At 72.0% G+C, this 19,674-nt stretch carries 19 protein-coding genes and 1 pseudogene; 15 read left to right on the top strand and 5 right to left on the bottom strand.

The features are described 5' to 3' along the window. Positions 1–172 precede the first annotated feature (172 nt). From IH44_RS42700 to IH44_RS0112030, 8 genes are all read left to right on the top strand, one after another. Positions 173–793 carry an ATP-binding protein gene (locus IH44_RS42700; protein WP_051816797.1) on the top strand — a complete coding sequence of 207 codons (621 nt, stop codon included), beginning with the start codon at positions 173–175 and terminating at the stop codon, positions 791–793. A gap of 303 nt (positions 794–1,096) precedes the next feature. Beyond that, positions 1,097–2,311, top strand: a complete 1,215-nt coding sequence (locus IH44_RS0112060; protein WP_030459483.1) for a radical SAM protein — start codon at positions 1,097–1,099, stop codon at positions 2,309–2,311. 24 nt (positions 2,312–2,335) lie between these two features. Beyond that, positions 2,336–3,532 (top strand): radical SAM protein, encoded by a 1,197-nt coding sequence (locus IH44_RS0112055; RefSeq protein WP_030459482.1) that lies wholly within the window; start codon positions 2,336–2,338, stop codon positions 3,530–3,532. An 11-nt stretch (positions 3,533–3,543) separates the two neighbouring features. Continuing rightward, positions 3,544–4,677 (top strand): UDP-galactopyranose mutase, encoded by a 1,134-nt coding sequence (locus IH44_RS0112050; protein WP_030459481.1) that lies wholly within the window; start codon positions 3,544–3,546, stop codon positions 4,675–4,677. A 29-nt stretch (positions 4,678–4,706) separates the two neighbouring features. Continuing rightward, positions 4,707–5,435, top strand: coding sequence for a WbqC family protein (locus IH44_RS0112045; RefSeq protein WP_030459480.1), 729 nt, complete (start codon positions 4,707–4,709; stop codon positions 5,433–5,435). Continuing rightward, a complete protein-coding gene (locus IH44_RS0112040; RefSeq protein ID WP_030459479.1) occupies positions 5,432–6,547 on the top strand; it encodes a DegT/DnrJ/EryC1/StrS family aminotransferase in 1,116 nt (371 codons plus the stop codon). The genes IH44_RS0112045 and IH44_RS0112040 overlap by 4 nt, the downstream gene beginning before the upstream one ends. Continuing rightward, positions 6,544–7,263, top strand: coding sequence for a nucleotidyltransferase family protein (locus IH44_RS0112035; RefSeq protein ID WP_030459478.1), 720 nt, complete (start codon positions 6,544–6,546; stop codon positions 7,261–7,263). The genes IH44_RS0112040 and IH44_RS0112035 overlap by 4 nt, the downstream gene beginning before the upstream one ends. A 20-nt stretch (positions 7,264–7,283) precedes the next feature. After that, on the top strand, positions 7,284–8,450 hold the full coding sequence (locus IH44_RS0112030) for a glycosyltransferase (protein ID WP_030459477.1): 1,167 nt from the start codon (positions 7,284–7,286) through the stop codon (positions 8,448–8,450). A 16-nt stretch (positions 8,451–8,466) separates the two neighbouring features. Here IH44_RS0112030 and IH44_RS0112025 read toward each other — a convergent pair whose 3' ends face one another. After that, entirely contained in the window at positions 8,467–8,991 is a 525-nt protein-coding gene (locus tag IH44_RS0112025; protein ID WP_030459476.1) for an NUDIX hydrolase, read from the bottom strand. A 145-nt stretch (positions 8,992–9,136) separates the two neighbouring features. On the opposite strand from IH44_RS0112025, the gene manB reads away from it, so the two are divergent. The 7 genes from manB to IH44_RS0111990 all read left to right on the top strand — a co-directional run bounded on the left by manB (position 9,137) and on the right by IH44_RS0111990 (position 16,146). Next, a complete protein-coding gene (gene manB, locus IH44_RS0112020) occupies positions 9,137–10,507 on the top strand; it encodes a hypothetical protein (protein ID WP_051816796.1) in 1,371 nt (456 codons plus the stop codon). Positions 10,508–10,636: 129 nt separating this feature from the next. After that, a complete protein-coding gene (locus IH44_RS0112015; protein WP_030459474.1) occupies positions 10,637–11,143 on the top strand; it encodes a hypothetical protein in 507 nt (168 codons plus the stop codon). Beyond that, positions 11,140–11,550 carry a hypothetical protein gene (locus tag IH44_RS47215; RefSeq protein WP_051816795.1) on the top strand — a complete coding sequence of 137 codons (411 nt, stop codon included), beginning with the start codon at positions 11,140–11,142 and terminating at the stop codon, positions 11,548–11,550. The genes IH44_RS0112015 and IH44_RS47215 overlap by 4 nt, the downstream gene beginning before the upstream one ends. A 199-nt stretch (positions 11,551–11,749) precedes the next feature. Continuing rightward, positions 11,750–11,989 (top strand): hypothetical protein, encoded by a 240-nt coding sequence (locus IH44_RS0112005; RefSeq protein WP_198544981.1) that lies wholly within the window; start codon positions 11,750–11,752, stop codon positions 11,987–11,989. A gap of 35 nt (positions 11,990–12,024) precedes the next feature. Continuing rightward, on the top strand, positions 12,025–13,923 hold the full coding sequence (locus IH44_RS0112000; protein WP_051816794.1) for a glycoside hydrolase family 15 protein: 1,899 nt from the start codon (positions 12,025–12,027) through the stop codon (positions 13,921–13,923). Then, positions 13,920–15,077 (top strand): hypothetical protein, encoded by a 1,158-nt coding sequence (locus IH44_RS0111995; RefSeq protein ID WP_030459470.1) that lies wholly within the window; start codon positions 13,920–13,922, stop codon positions 15,075–15,077. Before IH44_RS0112000 ends, IH44_RS0111995 begins: the two co-directional genes overlap by 4 nt. A 112-nt stretch (positions 15,078–15,189) precedes the next feature. Beyond that, positions 15,190–16,146, top strand: a complete 957-nt coding sequence (locus IH44_RS0111990; RefSeq protein WP_030459469.1) for a hypothetical protein — start codon at positions 15,190–15,192, stop codon at positions 16,144–16,146. 108 nt (positions 16,147–16,254) lie between these two features. Here IH44_RS0111990 and IH44_RS45345 read toward each other — a convergent pair whose 3' ends face one another. The 4 genes and pseudogenes from IH44_RS45345 to IH44_RS0111970 all read right to left on the bottom strand — a co-directional run bounded on the left by IH44_RS45345 (position 16,255) and on the right by IH44_RS0111970 (position 19,554). Next, a complete protein-coding gene (locus IH44_RS45345; protein WP_051816793.1) occupies positions 16,255–16,899 on the bottom strand; it encodes a transposase in 645 nt (214 codons plus the stop codon). A 295-nt stretch (positions 16,900–17,194) separates the two neighbouring features. Continuing rightward, positions 17,195–17,836 (bottom strand): annotated as a pseudogene (locus tag IH44_RS49670) (ISL3 family transposase); the annotation flags it as partial. A 273-nt stretch (positions 17,837–18,109) separates the two neighbouring features. After that, a complete protein-coding gene (locus tag IH44_RS42690) occupies positions 18,110–18,637 on the bottom strand; it encodes a GNAT family N-acetyltransferase (protein ID WP_051816792.1) in 528 nt (175 codons plus the stop codon). 107 nt (positions 18,638–18,744) lie between these two features. Beyond that, complete coding sequence (locus IH44_RS0111970) at positions 18,745–19,554, bottom strand: transposase family protein (protein WP_030459465.1); 810 nt, start codon at positions 19,552–19,554, stop codon at positions 18,745–18,747. Between the last annotated feature and the right edge of the window lie 120 nt (positions 19,555–19,674).

The following is a 19,674-nucleotide window of genomic DNA, read 5'->3' as shown; positions in this document are numbered from 1 at the left end:
GAAGACGGATCAGTGACTTCGGCCCGGAACCCTCGACTTCTTGCGATTGCTGACCCCCCTTTCGCCCGGCGAACCTCTCTGAGCACGCGACGACCTCGGACCATCGCCTCGGGCGGGGACGCCGTCGGATTCACCCCCAGCCGCACCACCTGACCGGCCCGGAGGATCTGCCATGCAAGGACTCATCACCCGCTTCACCGTCCCCGCCGTGCACGTCTCGGTCGGCGGGGTCCGCAACAAGCTCATCGATGACCTGAAGGGTCTGCTGACCACCGATCAGTTGGACACCGTGCGGCTCGCGGTGTCGGAGATCGTCACCAACGCCACCGAGCACGGGACCGGCGGCGAGGACGGAAACCAGGACCTCCAGGTCGAGGCCACCGCGTACGGTGCCCGCCGCAGGCTGCGGGTCGCCGTCATCAACCCCTGTCGGACCCGCACCGTCCCGACCTCCAGGCCCGGGGCCGCGCACGACGTGTACGCCGAGTCGGGCAGGGGCCTGTACATCGTCGAGATGATCACCGCAGAGGTCGGCTCGGAGCTGCTGCCCGGCGACGACGGCCAGAGCCTCCTGTGCTCGGTCTGGTTCGAGATCGACGTCGACTTCCCAGCGATGCCCGGCGCCGTCGCCAGTGCCGCGGCCCCGATCACCCAGCACCAGGGCGACCGGCAGACAGGCCTCAGACGGCCGTCCGTCCGGCGAACAGCAGGCCGCCTGCTTCGGCTGCCCCGCCGCGCCGTCGCGCGCCGGGGGCCGGCGACACGGGCAGCTCCTCAGCGGCGGGCCGCCTGAACTGTGCCAGGCGCTGAACCACAGCACCAGCCGCAGGATCTGGACCTCATGGCCGCCGACGCAGTGCCCTCTGGACCAGGCAGGGGACAGGAGCCCGTCGGCAACTCCGGCCCGTTCCCCCCGACCCCCTGCGCCTGAGCAGGACCTCGGCAGGGCCCGGAGGCAACTCGCCCAAGCCGGCCACATAGTCACCTGACCATGTCCTCGGCGCCGGTCCTGTTCCCGCGCGGCTGCCGCCTGCAGCAGCCCCTGACCGCGCCACCGCCCACCCGATCGATGCCCTTTCCTCGGAGGAGCCCCCTCATGGACAGCAGCACCAGCCCGAGCAGCACCCGGCCGACCCGCCGCCGCCGACCCTTACCGCTCGTGGACGGTTCGAAGACCGTCAACGAGGACGTGGCCGTCCTGACGTCCGGCGCCCGCACGGCCGCCGAACGGCTCGGCTACCGCTACGCCGAACTGTCCGAGCAGCACCGGGTCCGGCACATGTTCAGCCCCCTGCGGCTGCTCCGGCAGCAGCCGACGATCGACGCCTACCTCGCCGGACAGGACCCCTTCCCCACCTCGGTCGAGATCGACCCCGCGAATTCCTGCAACCACCACTGCAACTTCTGCATCTACAGCAGCCTGCACTCGAAGGAGCGCAGCGAGCGGATGGACGGCCCCCGGCTGCTCGGCCTGGTCGACGAGCTCGCCGGCCTCGGCGTGACGTCGATCCTGTTCGTCGGCGGCGGCGAGCCGATGACGAACCCGGCCACCGTGGACGCCATCGAGGCCGCGGCCGCCCACGGCATCTCGGTCGGCCTGGTCACCAACGGGTCGAGGGTCTTCCCCGCGCTCGGGAAGCGGATCAAGCAGGCCGCCACGTACGCGCGGTTCAGCCTCGACTCCTCCGATCCGGACGTCCACCTCCAGCTCCACCGCAACGACGACCACCACCAGATCATCGCGAACCTGCGCGCCCTGGCTGCGGCGGACGGCCCGTGCACCGTGGGCACCGGGTTCTTCATCAACGCCGACAACGTCCACGACATCGTTCCCGCGGCCCAGCTGGTCAAGGACACTGGCGCCGAGTACATCCAGTTCAAGTCCTACTCCGGGGTCGAGATCCCTGCGGACCTGCACGAGCGGATGCTCGCCGAACTCGACAAGGCCCTCGACCTCCAGGGCGACGGCTTCGACGTGCACATCGTCGACCGGATCTTCGACAACAACGTCCACCAGGTCCGCGGCTACTCCCGCTGCCACTGGCAGCAGTTCAAGCCGGTCATCGGTGCGGACGGCAACGTGTTCCTGTGCGCCCAGAAGCGGACCCGTACCACGGACGGCGAGGGCATCGCCGGGGTGATCGGCAACATCACGGACAGGACGTTCGCCGAGGTGTGGCGCGGCGAGCAGCGCCGCCAGGTCCTGGCCGAACTCCGTCTCAAGGACTGCCCGTTCTGCGTGCACCATCAGCAGAACCAGCTGGTCGAGTTCCAGAGCTCGTTCACCGCCCCGCACGGCTCCTTCATCTAGCCCGCCGCCCACGAGGGAGTCACCGTGTCCGACACGAGCATCTCCGGCCCGGCCGGATTCGAGCAGATCACCACCACGGCGAAGCCGAGCCCGTACTCCTCGGCGACGAAGGTCCTCCACACCGCGGCCGGGCTGTTCCCCGGCCGGCAGCTGGTCCGCAAGGTCGACATCGCTCCGGCGCCGCACTCGCTGGAGATGTACTTGACGATGAACTGCAACGTCGACTGCACCCACTGCTACGCCCAGGACCGCAACGAGGAGTACGGCTTCGCGGACATGCCGGTGGAGATGGCGCAGCGCCTGCACGCCTCGATCGCCGCGATGGGCGTGCGCGGCGTCCAGTACTGCGGCGGCGGCGAGCCGACGTTGTGGCGCGGCGGCGAGGTCGCCGACCTCATCGCGGGCCTGGACCTGGCCACCACCCGCGCCGGGATGGCCTCCAACCTCGTCCTGGGCAAGGTGCTGGCCCGCCCCGAGGTCCTGGCCCGGATGACGTTCATCGAGGCCGCGGTGTTCGCCTTCGACAACGAGAGCTACCGGGCGGTGGCCGGCGGGAAGAAGTCGCACAGCCGCATGGAGGAGTCGGTCCGGGCGATCCTGGCCGCCTGGGAGGCGGCCGGTCTCGACGGGCCGAAGGTCAACGCGAAGGTACTGATCAACAACGTCAACTACCGGTGGCTGGAGGAGATCTACGACTGGTCGGCCCGGACCGGCTTCGACAACATCCACATCCGGCTCGTCGACGACTACGAGAACAAGGGCGGCTTCACCCTCGACCCCGCCCAGCGCGAGGAGTTCCGCGAACACCTGACCCGCTTCTGCGCCGAGCGGGGTCTTGCGTCCTGGGGCCGGCAGATCGGCCAGATCATGGGCGACACCCACAAGGGCGCGGGCGGGGCGCACAGCTGGTGCTGGACCGTCGCCCGGGGCCTGAACTGCTGGGTGATCGCCAACGGCGAGGTCTACATCTGCGGACCCCAGTGGGGCCGGCAGGAGTACCTGATCGGCGACCTCCGGGAAGCTGACCTGGAGGAGATCTGGGGCGGCGAGAAGCACCGGCAGGTCGCCAGCAGGCTCATCTCCAACATGGGCCTGTCCGGCTGCTACAAGATGGGCTGCCGCCACATCCACCAGAGCCGGGCCATCGAAGCCTGGGCCGCGGGCGACCTCCCGGACCCCGACCCGGCCGACTTCGAGACCCAGCACGCGTGGTTCCTGTGAGGCGCCCTGACGTGGCGATCGTCGGCGCGGGCCTGGTCGGGCTGATCGTCGCCGAACGCCTGACCGCGCTCCTGCCGGGGGTGCAGGTCCTGGTGGTCGAGGCGACCAGCCGCCTGGGCGGCCTGTGCGCCTCCCAGTGGAACGAGCACCTGGGCGTCAACGTCCACCCGCGCGGCACCCACGTCCTGGCCACCAGCAGTCGCCGGGTGTGGACGTACATCGCTGCCAACACCCGCGTCATCCCGTACCGGCACCGCGTCTACGCCTCCTACCAGGGCGAACTGGTCCCGCTCCCGCTGGGCCTCGAAGCCGTCCAGGCCGTCTACGGGGCCGACCTGGACGCCGACCGGGCGCGGGTGCTGGTGGAGAGGGACACCGCGCCGTACCGGGGGAAGGCGCCGCTCACCGTGGAGGACGCGGCGCTCGCCTCCGTCGGGCCCCGCCTGTACGAGGCGTTCGTCCACGGCTACGTCACCAAGCAGTGGGGTGTCGACCCGGCCAAGCTGTCCCCGGAGGTGTTCACCAGCCGCTTCGGTCTCACCTACACCCGCGACAACCAGTACTACCCGAACGCCCGCTACCAGGGGCTGCCTGCCGGAGGCTGGGGGTCGATGCTGCACCGGCTCGCCGACCGGCCCGGCATCCGCATCGAACTCGGCCGGGCGGCCAGCGTCGAGGACCCGCCCGAGTACGCGCGGGCGTGCGTCGTCACCTCCCCGATCGACGCCTGGTTCGGCTTCGACCGGGGCGCGCTGGAGCGGCGCAGCCTCGCGGTGGAGTGGCGGCGCACCCCCATGTCGGAGGCCCCGCGGGCGGCGACCGTCACCCACCCCGACCCGACCGTGCCGTACTACCGCACCCACGCCCCGGGGCTGCTGCCCGGCGGCGGCCCAACCGTCACCGACTCCACCGCCCTCGTCGGCTACGAGCGGCACGGGCCGGGCGAGTACCAGGTCGACTTCGTCCTGCGCAGCCCGGCCAACCAGCAGCTCGCCGACGCCTACCGGGCCCGCGCCCGGCAACTGGCCAACGGCGGGCTGCTGTTCGCCGGCCGGGGCTTCACCTTCTACGACGACATGGGCACGAGCATCGCCTCGGCCCTGACCTGCGCCACCGCGCTCGCCCGCCGCCTGCGCACCCCCTGACCGGCTCCGAGGAAGGAGGAACGACACCGATGGGCCTCACCGTGACCATCCACCAGCCGCACTACCTGCCCTACTCCGGCCTTTTCGACAAGGCCGACCGCGCCGACCTCGTCATCTGGCTGGACAACGCCGCCTTCTCCAAAGGGGGTTGGCACAACCGCAACCGGATCAAGACCCACACCGGCGAGGTGCTGCTGACCGTCCCCGTCGCCCGCTCCCGGGCGGCCACCGGCGAGATCCGCGACCTGCCGCTCGCCGAGGCCCGGAACTGGCAGCACGTACACGAGAAGACCGTCCGCCAGGCGTACGCGCACGCCGAGCACCTGCCGTACTGCGACCCCCTCCTCGACGTGCTCTACCGGCGGCCGTGGCGCACCCTGGGCGAACTCGCCGACGCCTGCTGCGCGGAGACGATGCGGCTGCTGGGCATCGACACGCCCACGGTGAAGGCCAGCGACCTCGGGACGACCGCCGCGACCAAGAGCGCCCGCCTGGTCGAGCTGTGCCGCCGGGTGGGCGCCGACACCTACCTGGCGGGCGACGGATCGCGCTGCTACCTCGACGAGCAGGTCTTCGCGGACGCCGGGATCGAGATCTGCTGGCAGGACTACCAGCCGCCCCGCTACCCCCAACTCCACGCCCGGCACGGGTTCTTACCCAACCTCGGCACCCTGGACCTGCTGGCCAACACCGGCCCCGGCGCGATCGAGATCCTGCGCGCCGCCCGCACCGCCGCACCGCAGGGGGCCGCCGCGTGAACGCCCTGCCCCACCGCGAGGTCCCGCTGTGGAAGCCGCCGCGGATCGACCGGGCTGCCGCCCTGGACGGCTTCGCCGCGCTCCTGGACAGCGGACGGCTGCGCGCCGGCTACCGCACCGTCGAACTGGAGTCGCAGATCGGCGAGTTCTTCGACCGCCCGGCCGTCGCGGTCGGCAGCGGCATGGACGCCCTCGAACTGCTCCTGGAAGCCTTCGGCGTCCGCGACCGCCGGGTGCTGATCCCCGCACACGCCTTCCAGGCGATCCCCGCGCTCGTCGTCCGCCTCGGCGGTCACCCCGTCCCCGTCCCGATCGACCCGGCCAGCCTGGCCCCGCAGCCCGGTGTCCTCGACCGGGCAGGCCGCCGGGCGGTCGTCATCTGGATCCACCACACCGGGATCACCGCCCGGCACGCCCGCGCCACCATCGAAGCCCTGCGCGTCCAGGGCGCCACCGTCATCGAGGACGGCGCCTACCTGCTGCCCACCGATCCGGACGGGCCCGGCACCTGGGGCGACGCCGCGCTGCTGTCCTTCGCCCCGACCAAGCCGATGTCCGGCACCGGCGGGGCGGCCGTCATCACCTGCACCCAGGAGATCGCCGACCTCGTCTGGCTGCGCCGGACCCACTCCGGTGTGGAAGGGCGTTGGGCGGAAGGCGATGTGCTGCTGCGCAACCGCGCTCCGGCCGAGACCGACGCCCTGATCGCCACCGCGCAGTGGCAGCAGCGCGACCGGATCGTCCAGCAGCTCCAGGACATCCAACACGCCTACACCGAAGCCCTGTTGAAGCACCGGCCCGAGCTGCTGCCCGACGGCCGCGACCCGCAGCCCACCTGGGGCCGCTACCTGATCGACCTCGGCGACCGCACCAGCGCCCAGGTGCGCCCCGCCCTCTCCACGCACGGCATCGCCACCTCCGTCACCGCCGCGCGGCCCTGGACCGACTACCCGGCCCTGGCCCCCTACCGGCCGCTGCGCGAAACCCCGGACCTCCAACCGCTGCTGGACCGCACCCTGGCCCTGCCCTACCACCCCGCACTGTCCCCCGAGGACGTGCAGCACGTCGCGGAGCACCTCCTCGAAGCCCTCGACCACCAGGAGAAGCCATGACCACCACCGCGATCCTCCTCGCCGCCGGCCACGGAACCCGCCTGGGTCGCGACAAGCCGACGTTCGAACTCGGCGGCGAGAGCCTGGTGCGCCGCCACATCCGCCAGGCCCGCGCCGCCGGTGCCGACCGGTTCGTCATCGTCACCAACGAGGGCAACACCGCCGCCGTCCACGAGCAGGCCCGGCACGCCGTCGGCGACGCCCCGCTGAGCGTCGTCCTCCAGGACGGCCCCGACGCGCACGCCGCCGCTCTGACCGGCCTGCGCCGCCTGCCCTCCACCTGCGAGAACGTGTTCGTCTCCGGGATCACCGACATCGTCCCCGACGACACCTACCAGCGCGTCGGCGCCGCGCTCCCGGGCGGTGGCATAGCGATAGCGTCCGCCGTCCTGGAGCGCACATTCATCGGCGGGATGCTCGCCTTCCGCCCCGGCACGAACGAACTGGCCCGGATCGTCGAACGGCCCGAAGGCGGCTGCCCGCCCGGCCACCTGGTCAACATCTGGGTCCACCACATCGCCGGCCGCCGCTACACCCGGCAGATCACCGAACTCACCGCCCGCCACCACGACTACGAGGACGCCGTCAACCTCGCCCTCACCCTCGGCACGCCCGGCACGGCGGTCGTCCTGCCCTGGTGGGAAGCCATCAAGGACCCTGCCAGCGTCCAGCGCGCCCACCTGCTGCCCACCCCGCCCGCCGCCCCCGCAGCCTGACCTTCCCCTTGGAGCCCGCCGTGTCCCGATCCCGCCGCAACACCGTCCGCCTCGTCGTCGCCGGGGGCGGCACCGGCGGCCACACCTACCCCGCGCTGACGACCGTCCAGGCCGTCACCCGCATCCTCAACGAGCGCGGCACCACGCTCGACGCGACCTGGTTCGGAACCAGCACCGGACTCGAAAACCGCATCGCCCGCGAGAACGGCATCCCCTTCCGGGCGCTCGCCGCCGGCAAGGTCCGCCGCTCGCTGCGCCCCTCCGCGCTCGCCCGCACCGCGCTGGACATGCTCAAGGTGCCGTTCGGCATCGCCCAGGCCGTGGCCTCGCTCGCCCGGCACCGCCCGGACGCGGTGCTGTCCACCGGCGGCTACGTCGCCGTGCCCGTGGGCCTGGCCGCCCGCCTGACCGGCCGCCGGCTCGTCATGCACGAGCAGATCATCACCCTGGGCCTGGCCAACCGGGTCCTCGCGCGCTTCGCCACCGCCATCGCCGTCAGCCACCCCAGCTCGCTGAACACCCTGCCGCCACGGGCCCGCCGTCGGGCCGTCGTCACCGGCAACCCGATCAGGCCCGCGCTGCTCGGCGGGCGCCGGGCCGCCGCCCACGTCGACTACGGGCTCGACCCGATCCTGCCGCTGGTCTACGTCACCGGCGGCGCCCAGGGCTCCGCCCAGATCAACCGCCTCCTCGCCCAGGTGCTGCCCGACCTGCTGGAGCACTGCCAGATCCTCCACCAGTGCGGCCCGGACAACCACGACGCCGTCCGGGCCTCCGCCGCGAGCCTGCCCGCCGCCCTCGCCCACCGCTACCACCTGGTGCCCTACGTCTCCGGGAACCTCGCCGACGTGTACGCGGCCGCCGCGCTCGTCGTGGCCCGCTCCGGTGCGGGCACCCTGGCCGAACTCACCGCGCTCTCCCTGCCGTCCGTCCTCATCCCGCTCGTCCCGACCGCCGGCCACGAGCAGCAGCGCGGAGCCGAAGCCCTCCAGGACGCCGGGGCAGCCGTCGCCTTGGTAGGGGAGCAGGCGACCGGGGAGCGGCTGCGCGAGGTGCTGCTGCCGCTGCTCAAGGACCCCGGCCGGCTCGCGGACATGCGCCAGGCCGCCCGGGCGCTGGGCCGTCCGGACGCCGCCCGGCAGCTCGCGGAACTCGTCATCGCCCACACCCCGGCGGGCCGCAGGTGACCCCCGAACCGCCCGCCTACGAGCGGGGCCGCCCGTACCGCAGCAGCACCGGCCCGGCGCCGCGCTCGCGCGCGGCCACGGCCTGCTCCAGCCGGCGCGCGTCCGGGGCGGCCAGCTTCTCCATGGCCTCGGCCAGCGGGAAGAACTGGAACCCGGCGAGTTCGTCGTCCTCGGGCAGTTGGATCCGGACGTGGGCGGCCTCGTCCATCACACCGCCGTCGAACACGAAGATCACCTCTTCGAAGAACCGGCCGTCCTGCGGAATCCAGTCCACGGCCAGCAGGTCGCCGACGGGCCACGCGAGCCCCAGCTCCTCGGCGACCTCGCGGGCGCACGCCGCAGCCGGGCCGTCGTCGCCGCGGTCCATCCCGCCGCCGGGGAACAGCCACCGGTCCTTCCACTCGCCCGTGTGATACGTCGGGTTGACGAGCAGCACCCGCCCGTCCTCGTCCGTGATCAGCGCGCCCGCGCCCATCGGCCACACCGCCCGGACGTACCCGGGCGCGACCTCGGCGTGCCCCGGCTGCACCTCAACGCTCATGCCGAACTCCCCTCTACGGCACCGGAACCCCTCCGGTGCCACCTTCGGGGCGTGGTCCCGCACGCCCCGAAGCCGGTCGGGCCCCGCCGCAACCGGGGCCCGACCGGATACTCCCACGCCCGAACCAGCCTGGAGAAAAACAGACATGACGGCCAATCAGGAAATCGATACGGGCTGCCACCCCGCCATCAAGACCTACGACATCCGGGGCCGTACCGGAACCGAGGTCACCGCGGACCTGGTGTACGAGACCGGCGCGGCCTTCGCCCACCTCCTCCAAGCGAGCGAGATCGTCGTCGGCTACGACATGCGCCCCTCCTCCCTGGGCCTGGCCGAGGCGTTCGCAGAAGGCGTCCGCTCGCGCGGCGCCGACGTCCTGTGGATGGGCCTGACCGCCACCGACGTCGTCTACTTCGCGTCCGGCACCCTGAACCTGCCCGCCGCGATGATCACCGCCAGCCACAACCCGGCCTCCGACAACGGCATCAAGCTGAACCGGGCCGGCGCGGGCCCCGTCGCCCACGGCAGCGGCCTGGAGAAGATCCATACCCTCCTGCACACCGGACTGCCCGACCGCCCCGCCGGCTCCCGCAGCGGCACGACGTCCGAGATCGACCTCCAGCAGGACTACACCGCCTGCCTGCGCGGACAAGTCGACCTCGACGGGCTGCGCCCCCTGCGGATCGTCGTTGACGCGGGCAACGGCATGGGCGGCCTCACCTGGCCTCCGCTGCTCGAAGGACTGCCCGTCGAGACGGTCGAGCTGTACTTCGACCTCGACGGGACCTTCCCCCACCACGACGCCAACCCCATGGACCCGGCGAACCTGCGCGACCTCCAGAAGGCCGTGGTCGACCACCAGGCCGACCTCGGCTTCGCGTTCGACGGCGACGGCGACCGCTGCTTCGCCGTCGACGAACTCGGCCGCCCCGTCCCCCCGTGCGCACTCCTCGCCCTGTTGGCCCGCCAGCACCTCACGGCCCAGCCCGGCGGCACGATCGTCCACGACCTCCTGACCTCCCACGCCACCGCCGAGACCATCCACGAGCACGGCGGCACCGCGGCGCGCTCCCGCGTCGGCCACGCCTTCGTCAAGCAGCAGATGCAGGCCACCGACGCGATCCTCGGCGGGGAAGCGTCCGGCCACTACTACTTCGGACGGTTCTGGCACGCAGACTCCGGCCCGCTCGCCGCCCTGCACACCCTGGCCGCCATCGGGAGCCAGCCCGAGCCCACCTCCGAACTGCTCGCCCCTCTCACCCGCTACGCCACCTCGGGGGAGATCAACATCCCCGCCGACGACCCGCAGGCCACCGTGCGCCAGCTCGCGCGAGCCTTCCCCGACGCCGACCTCCTCGACGGCCTGACCGTGGTGGACGGCCCCGGGAAGTGGTTCAACCTGCGGGCCTCGAACGTCGACCCCGTCGCCCGGCTCACCATCGAAGCGCCCACCGCCGAAGAGGTGGACGACCAGCGGCAAAGGGTCCTGAACCTTCTCGCCGTTGAAGCCAGTTGAGTTCGACATCCCGGCAGCAGAGCTGGCACCGAACAGAACGGCCACGACTTCTACCGGGGCTTCCGCCCACCGGCCGCGGCCCGTTCTGCCCATCCTCAGCTCGGACCCAGCCCGAAGGACCAACCACCCATGAACGCCCTCACCGCGCCGGTGCCCGGCAACCAGGCGGCTGCCACCGTCGCCAATACCGGGATACCGGTCCTGCTGCTCGCCAACCACCCCGGTCCCGCCGTGATCGCGGCCTCCGCCGACGGTGATCCGTGCCGCCACACCGCCACGACCGCCGCCTACGCGGACGGCCTGTGCGCCGAGGCGCACGCCGCTGGCAGCCCGGACCCCGAGGAACTGGTGCGGCAGGTGCTGTTCGGCGGTGAACGCGTCGGCGACTCGTGGCTGGCCGCGTCCGGTCGCGCCACCACCGGCTGTGAGGTCTGCTACGACGGGCTGGTGGCCTGCTCAGGCATCTGGCAGGGCTGGACCCTGCTCACGGTCACCCCCGACACCAGCGGCGGCGGGCAGCTGCCGGCTCTGCGGCTGGTCGGCGCGAACTCCCTGCCCGAGGGACCATCCGGCTGCCGGGTCCCGTCCTCAGTGGCCGCCGGCCAGGCCGTATCCAGCGGGCAGGTGACTGCGTGACCGAGCTGCCCGACAGCCCGCCCGGCATCTGGCCTCAGATCGTGCCAGGCATCGCGGCGTTCGCCCGGGGCGAGCGCCCCGAACCGCCTGCCGAGGACGACAGCAACGAGTGGGTGGACGGCCTCTGCTGGCTGTACTGCGCCGAGTGGGGACGGGTGATGTGGGTCGGCCGGGTCACCGTCGCCGGCGCGGACGCGCCCCTGTTCGCCTGCGAGCCCTGTATCCGCAGGCTCAACAGCCTCGTGTGGGGGTACCTGTACCGGGCCGACGCGGGAGGTGCGCGCACGCAGCACAGCCACGCACCGGTCTCGGACGCCGGACAGAGCGTCCCTCGCAGCCGGAGCCGTCACCGCCGATCAGTGCTCGGCCTCATCCGGCGACGCACCTTCCACCCGGACGGACGGTGACCGGCATGGCGCTGTTCCACTCCAGCGGCCCGTTCTTCCTCGCCCCGCCCCACCCTCGAGCCCGGCCCATCCGCACCCCGGTACTGCCGGGCAGGCGGGGTGAGGTCTCTTCAACGATTTCATCTCCCCACGCCGCGACCTCACAGTCCACGGCATCAAGGCCGAGGACGCCTACTGCTCAGCCGAGTTGGGCGTCACCGTGCCCAGCCCGCTGGCGTTCCGGACGCTCGCCGAACGCATGGGCCTGCCGCCCGCAGGGTTGCACTACGCCGCCGCGCCAGTCGCGGTGGCTGGCGCCCGCACTGCCGGCATGGAAGCGGCCCTGACGTCCAGGTCAGCACAACTGGCCGCATTCATGGCCGGTCTGGGCGCCAAAGCCGCTATGCAGTCGGCCGTTGCCTTCGCCGAACTCACCAGTACCACCCCCATCCGGGGCTGAACTCCCGTCACCCGCTCACCCACGTCAGGATCTCCATGCTCCGCACCCTGCCCCGGTACCGGATCGAGGACCATGCGCTCCTCGGCAACACCGCCTCGGCCGCCCTGGTCCTTCCGAACGGGACCGTCGACTGGGCGTGCCTGCCCGGCTTCGACTCCCCGGCGCTCTTCTCCTCCCTGCTCGGTGGCCCCGAGCACGGCTTCTGGCGCATCGGCCCGGCCGTCCCGGACGGCCCGCCCCCGGACGCCGACCGCCGCCAATACCTGGGCGACACCATGGTCCTGCGGCAGGAGTACGACACCGCCAGCGGCACCCTGGCCGTCACGGACTTCATGCCGGCCCCCGCCTCCACCGGCGCGGCCGCGCCGCGGATCGTGCGGATCGTCGAGTGCGTGCGCGGCGTCGTGGACGTCGTCTCCGTCTACCGGCCCCGCGCCGACTACGGCGCCACCGCGCCGCTCGTCCAGCAGGCCACCTCCCGCGCCCCGTGGCTGTCGGCCACCTTCGGGGCCGACACCTACTGGCTCCAGGGCGGCCGCGACCACTCGGTCGACCGCGACCGGGTGTGCCGGGCCCACTTCACCCTCGCCGCGGGCGAGGTCACCGTACTCGCCCTGACCTGGGGCCCGACCGTGCGCGGCGGGTCCGCCCCGGCCCGGCCGGACGCCTTCGCCGAGCTGGCCGAGACCGTGCGGTACTGGGAGCGGTGGGCCCGCGGGTGCACCTACCGCGGCCCGCACCGGAAGGCGGTGGTGCGCTCGGCCCTCACCCTGGCGGCGATGTGCCATCCGGGCGGCGGCATCGTGGCCGCGCCGACCACGTCCCTGCCCGAGGAGATCGGCGGCACCCGCAACTGGGACTACCGGTTCGTCTGGCTGCGCGACAGCGCGCTGACTGCCGCCTCCCTGCTCCGCCTCGGCAAGACCGAGGAGGCCCGGCGCTGGCTGCGCTGGCTCATCACGACCGTCGACCCCGCACACCTCCAGCCCATCTACCGCCTCGACGGCACCACCGACCTCACCGAACAGACCCTCGACCACCTGCCCGGCTACGAGGGCTCCCGGCCGGTGCGCATCGGCAACGCCGCCGCCGGCCAGCTCCAACTCGACGTGTTCGGCGAGATCGCCGACACCCTGCTGCTGGTCGAGGACGCAGGCCTGCCGCCCGAGCCGTGGACCGACGTCCTGCTGCTGGCCCTCGCCCGGCAGGTGGAGCGCCGCCGGCACGAGCCGGACGAGGGGATCTGGGAAATCCGCGGCCCCGCCCGCCACTTCACCCACTCCAAGATCATGTGCTGGGTGGCCGTCGACCGGATCCTGCGGCTGCTGCAACGCCGCCCCGACCCCGACGCCGCCCTCCTGCACCACCTCGTTGAACTGCGCGAGCAGATCCACGCCGACGTGTGCGAACGAGGCGTCGACCCCGAGCGGGGCGTCTTCACCCAGTACTACGGCGGCCGGGAGCTGGACGCCTCCCTGCTGCTGATTCCGCTGGTCGGCTTCCTCCCGCCGGACGACAAGCGCGTCATCGCCACCGTCGAGGCCATCCAGCGCGAACTGTCCACCGAGGACGGCCTCCTGCTGCGCTACGCCACCGGGCAGCACGCCGCCGCGAACGTCGACGGCCTCTCCGGCCACGAAGGCGTCTTCCTCGCCTGCTCGTTCTGGCTGGTCGAGGCTCTGACCGCCGTCGGCCGTGACGGCGAGGCCCGCGAGCTGTTCGACCGGCTCCTGGAGCTGCGCAGCGACCTGGGCCTGCTCGCCGAGGAGTGGGACCCGCACGCTGGCCGGCAGCTCGGCAACTACCCGCAGGCGTTCTCCCACTGGGTGCTGGTCGACGCCGCGCTCCGCCTCGACCAGAACCGGCCGACGGCTGCGGTGGGCGAGACGCCTCCGGTCCGGCAGCCGCAGTTCGCAGGGCAGGTGAGCCGGTGACCGCCACCCCGCTGCCCGCCGGCGCCCTCGGTGCCGCGCTCGCCCGCTTCCCCCTCACGCCCCCTGTCCCCGCCCGGACGGCGCCGCCGCTGGAGCAGCGGGTGGACGACCTGGCTGCGCTGGCCCGCCGCGCCGCCGAGAGCAGCGACACCGCGCTGGCCGCCGAGGTCCACCGTCGCGCTGCGCTGCTGCACTTCGACCTGGGCCACTTCGGTACGGCGTACGCGCTGTGCAACCTCCATACCGCCCTGCACCTCGCGTACCGTCCATTGAGCGTCGAACTCGCCCGGGGCGCGCTGGAGTTGCAGCTCATTCACGCCGAGCTCCTGATCCGTGAGGGCCGGCCCGGCACCGCCATCGAGCTGGTTCAGGAGATCCTGCGGGCGGTCGGGGCGGGCCAGGACGCCGCAGCGGCCGCCGTCGGGATCCGGCCGCTGGCCGGCCTCACCGCCACCGAGCAGGACCGCAGCGCCCTCTACGACTGGTGGGACAACACCTCCCTGCAGCTCCTGGCCACCGCGCTGGTGCGCGCCGGCGAGTGGTCGAAGGCCCGGCTCGTCCTGAAGGCCGACCACGTCCCGCCGCCCGGCCCGGGTGCGGCCCGGCAGGTCGAGACGATCGCCCTGGCCCTCGGCGGCCAGCACCGGATCGCCGCGACACTGCTGGCCAAGATCTCCCTCGACCCCCACACCCCCTGGGAACACGTGGTCGCCGCCGCGCTCGCCGTCGCCTGCGCCCTGCTCGGCGGACAAGCAGACAGCGGTGAACGCACCTCCCTGTTCGACGCGCTGGGCGACGCCCACGACACCTACGATCCCACCGGCAACCCGCTGTTCGACACGCAGCTGACGCTCGCCTGCGCCGACCTGTGCGCCGCCGCGGACCGGCCGGCGGGCGCGCACCGGCTCTACGAGATCGCCACCGACTGGGCGCTCCAGGCCCCCGACGGCCACAGCGCCCGAGCCCTGCTGGACCACGACCTCGCCGCCCGACTGCCGGAAGAGCACCGCCGGGAGCTGACCGAGACCACCGTCCGCGCCGGATTCCGGGCCGCCGCGCTGCCGCCCGACCTTGACGACCGGGTCACGGCCGCGCTGGCCCTGGCTGCTGAGGCCATCACCAGCGCCACCGCCAACTCCGCCCTGCCGCAGTAGTCGTGACCGGGCCGACCACCGCGCCGCGGCCTCGGGCACCCCCGTGGACCGGTCCGGCGCAGCTCCCCGGCGCGTCGTCCGCACCAACCCCGACACGGAGAGGCACACCTCCATGACCACCGCACCCCTGCCCGCCGCAGCCGAGTCCGCCCGCCCGGTCATGCTGCACGTCGGCTGGAACATCCAGCACGGCTGGAAGCTCCCCGAGGCGATCGGCCTGCTGAAGCAGTTCGCCCAGGAACACGGCGTCGACCGCCCGCACCTGCTCACCCTCCAGGAACTCCAGGAGCACCAGGCCGCCCAGGTGACCGAGCAACTGGGCCTGGCCTGCGTCGAGGCACCCAACGTCCGCCCCGGGTCGCGCAACGCGCTGTTCTACGACTCCGAGACGTTCCAGCCCGACCCGGACTGGGTCGCCTACTCCAACGAGGTCCGGCACCGCCCCGCCACCGCGAAGCTCCGCCTCATCCACCCCAGCACCGGCGCCCGCAGCCGGCGCGAGATGTCGGTGGCGAGCATCCACCTCGACTTCGGCGACCCCGACAACCGGCAGCACCAGATCCGCTGGCTGCTGGCCAACATGGCCAAGGACCGCGAACTCTTCTTCGGCCAGGGCGACACCAACGGGTGGACGGTGTGGGGCTGCCCGCTCTCCCTCGACCGGGTCGCCGACCGGGCATTCGCGGTGGACCGCTCGCTCTTCCTGCCCGACGGCAGCACCCAGCCCGACAACCTGGTCGACCGGATCATGACCACCCGTCACATGACCGACGTGGGCCGCTACGCCGCCACCGTGCTCGGCCAGACCGGCGCGGACCGGGCCACCACCTGGGACGGACCCAAAAAGGCCCGCCAGCAGATCCCCACCGAGGACTGCCCGCCCGGCGGCCTCGGCCCGATCGACCGCACCTACGTCTCCCGGGAGTTGGAACCCGTACTCCTCTCGTCCACGACTCCGGCCACGCCGAAGGTGGAGGCGGTCTCCGACCACCTCCCGCAGGTCACCGCCTGGGACCTCCAGCAGCTGTGGGAGGTGATGGACAAGGAGGTCGAGACCGTCCGCCACTGAGACCGCCTTCGGCCTCGACCAGCAGTGCGTCGAACGCGTCCAGCCGGGCGGCCGGATCGGTTTCCTGTGTGGTCAACTTGCCCGCGCCTCCCGTTGATTGGCTGCCGGTCAGGGGCGTTGGAACCAGCGGCGCTTCGGCTTCGGGGCAGCGGGCAGGGCGGCGGGTGCGGGCGTTTCGGGCGGGCCGGGCTGGGAGTCGTGGCGCACCGCGGGCAGGCCGCGGCGGTCCAGGTCGGCGATGGTCTCCGCGTGCGCGACGGGGTGCAGTGGGACGACGGCGACCTTCGGGTAGGCCAGGTGGCGCAGCGCCTGCTCGTGGAGGAGCGCTCGCAGCAGGTGGTTGGCGACGGGGCCGGGCGGTTCATTGTCCACGGCGACGTGCAGCAGTAGTTGGGGATCGGGGGAGTCCGGCCAGCGGGCCAGGGACAGCCAGGCGGCGCGGACTGCCGGGAAGTCGAGTGTTTTGACCCGGTTCACGTTGCCTTCGACCTTGCCGGAGCTCCATGCGAGGGTGAGGCCGGCGGTGACGGCGGCGAGGTCCTGGCGAAGGAACCCGGCGAACGACCGCATCGGTGTCGGAGCGTCCTGCTCGGCCTGGTCGATCCAGTCCGGCAGGAGGGTTCCGAGGCGGTTGGTCATGAGGTCGTGGAAGCATCGGGCCAGGTCGTAGGCACGGGCGATGTCCGGGCAGGCGATTCGGACGTCCAGCAGTCTGTCCTGCTCGCGGTCGGTGAGGGTGCCGGTTGGGCGCATGATCCAGGCGGTGATCCGGCGCAGGCTGGGGATGTCGGCACGGACGGGGTCGGCGGTTCCCGAAACGGCGGACGGTCTTGCGGTCGAGCCCCAGGTGGCGGGCGATCGCGCTGATCGTCCACTTCTGCTCCAGCAGCCGGTGGACGTCCGCGTAGCGGTCGCGGGTGCGCTCGACGATCGGAGTGCGGGGCTCCTGGAGGACCGGCAGGTCGATCACGGGCGGCTCGGGCCGCACCTCCTGCTCGGCGTGCTTGCGCAGGCAGGCGCGGTGCTGGTGGCAGGTCTTCTCGACCGCCGCGGACAGGTTCTGCAGCAGGTGCCAGCGGTCGGCAACCTCGACCGCGTCCGGCGCGGCCTCCTTGATCGCCCGGCTGTAGGCGCTGGCACGGTCGCGGCAGACGATCTCGGCACCGGGGTGCTCGCGAAGCCAGGCGGCGAAGGTTTCCGAGGTCCGGCCGGGCAGGACGTCAACGACACGGCCGGACTCGACGTCGACCAGCAGGGTGCCGTAGGTGCGGCCTCGGCGGAAGGCGAACTCGTCGACGCCCAGCACCCGCGGCGCCCGTTTCGGCACTTCGGGGGCTTCGAGCAGTCCGAGGAGCCGGGTGAGGCTGGCCGTGACGCTGAGCTTGCGGCACAGCCGCTCGCCCGCGCGGCCGCCGAGCTCGGTGGCGACGGCCCGCAGCCACTCCTTCAAGCCCGTGCTGGAGCGCAGGTGACGCTCGCTCAGTCCCCGGACCTGCTCGACGAACGTCCGCCGCCCGCACCGGAGGCGGTCGCAGAAATACCGGCGCACCCGCAGCCGTACCAGCAACTTCCACCCGGCCAGCGGGCGTTCGGCCACCGTCCGCCAGTACGTGGAGTGGACTCGCCGCCCCCGGATCCCGCAGTCCGGGCAGCGGACGCCCGGACCGCACGCGGCGACCTCGACCAGCACCAGGTCCAACCCCGCCGTCACCCGCTCCAGTTCAACATCGACTCCGGGGAACAGCACATCTTCGATCGAATCGAGAGCCACCTGAAGGGCATCCCGCAGCGAAACGATCCTGCATTCACGCCGAGGATCTCGTCTTTCACGGAACTCCGGTCAGAGCCAAATTCAAAGAGCCCTATCAATTCGCCCCCATCGGAAAGGCAAGAGTTTCTCACCAGTGAGGTTTTCTCAATGAAGGCCATGTCCGGTTCCAGGTGATTTGGTCCCATGCCGGGCTCAGTTGAGGCTGCCGCTCGATGTGGCGTCGCGGACCATGCGCATGTTCGGCAGTTTCCCCTGCCAGAGCTCTCGCTCGCCCGTGGCCTGGAATCCGTAGCGTTGGTAGAAGCGGATCGCGCGCTCGTTGTACTCGGTAACCCACAGGCGCATAGGTGCGCTTCCCGCCCAGGTGAGGAACTCACCCATCAACCGGCCTCCGATGCCTCGGCCCTGGGCATCGTCCAGCAGGTACATCGGCCCGAGGGTGACCACCTCCTCCCGGCGGCCGCAGAGGAAGCCGACGATCTTCGTCCCAGAGCGGACGACACGGCAGAACAGCAGGTCCGGCTGCCTTCTCGCCGCCTCGATGAACTCCCGCCACTGGGCGATTCCCTCCGTGGTGGCAGAGGAGCCGCGGTGCTCGCGGATCCAGGCCTCGTCGATCCCCGCGTCCGCGCAGGGATACGTCTGCAGCCAGACCCTCAACTGCAGCGGGCCCAGAGACACGGCGTCGTCGGCACCAGGGGATTCGATCACGTGGGTCATGGTGACCATCCTCGACGAAGTGCGCCGAGCGTCTCACGCGATTTTTGCAGTCTTGTCGCCTCAGGTCACAGCCTGACGTCGGACCAGATCCCTTATGACGGCACAGGTCACTTCCAGATTCCGTTGAGGACGAGGGCAGCGCGGGCGATGTCGCCGATCCGGCTGGGGCTGAGCGTGACGTACTGGAGGGTGCGCCATCGCTGCTTGAGCTCGGCGGCGGTGCGCTCGCCCAAGGCGCGGACGTGCCGCAGCAGGGCGTTGAACATGCGGGTGTCGACGTGAAGTGCCTGTTCGGACTTGCCTTTCGGGCGGCGGACAGGGATACGGACGCCGATGCCCGCGCCGATGTAGCCCTTGTCCGCGAGGGTCGGCAGGCCGTTGGCCGCCGCCTTGTACAGGGCGGGCAGGGCGTGGATGCGGGCGGCGGTGATATCGGGAGTCGAGCCCGGCTCGACATCGGAGACCCATAGCGGCGTGCCGTCCGGGGCTGACAGGAACTGGATGTTGCCGCCGAACGCTTTGTGCTTCTGGCTGAACCACAGGTCGTTGCCGTTCTCGCGAACGCCGGCGAGGCGGTCCGATTCGATTAGCGTGCCGTCCAGGATCACGTGCGTCATTCCCTCGCGCCGACACCGGCTCAGGACCTCGTGCAGGTCGGGGGCCTGGTCGGCGAGGACGTCGATGCCTTCGTGCAGGTAGCGGTAGCCGGTGGCCTGGGAGACGCCGGCGTCGCGAGCCAGGCAGTGCACGCAGCCACGCTCACGGAACCAGCGCAGCACCAGCACCGCCTGCCGGAACGGGCCCAGCGCCCGCGAGCCCTTCGGGGTGCCGATCCGGCGCCGGTGGGCGGCCAGCAGGTGGGCGAGGAACTCGACGACGTGGCGGGGGACGTCGAGCGTGGCAACAGAGGTGACCAACGTGAAGCCTCTGGTTCAGCGGGACGATCTTGTGAGAGAGAGACCTGTCCTACCAGGGGCTTCACGTCTGTCCGCGACCCGGGCCGGTACCCGCTCGCCAGCGACGCCGCCGCTCGCCCG

It is taken from the genome of Kitasatospora sp. NRRL B-11411 (assembly GCF_000721345.1).
GTDB lineage: Bacteria > Actinomycetota > Actinomycetes > Streptomycetales > Streptomycetaceae > Kitasatospora > Kitasatospora cineracea.
This window is presented reverse-complemented; position numbering and strand designations above follow the sequence as displayed.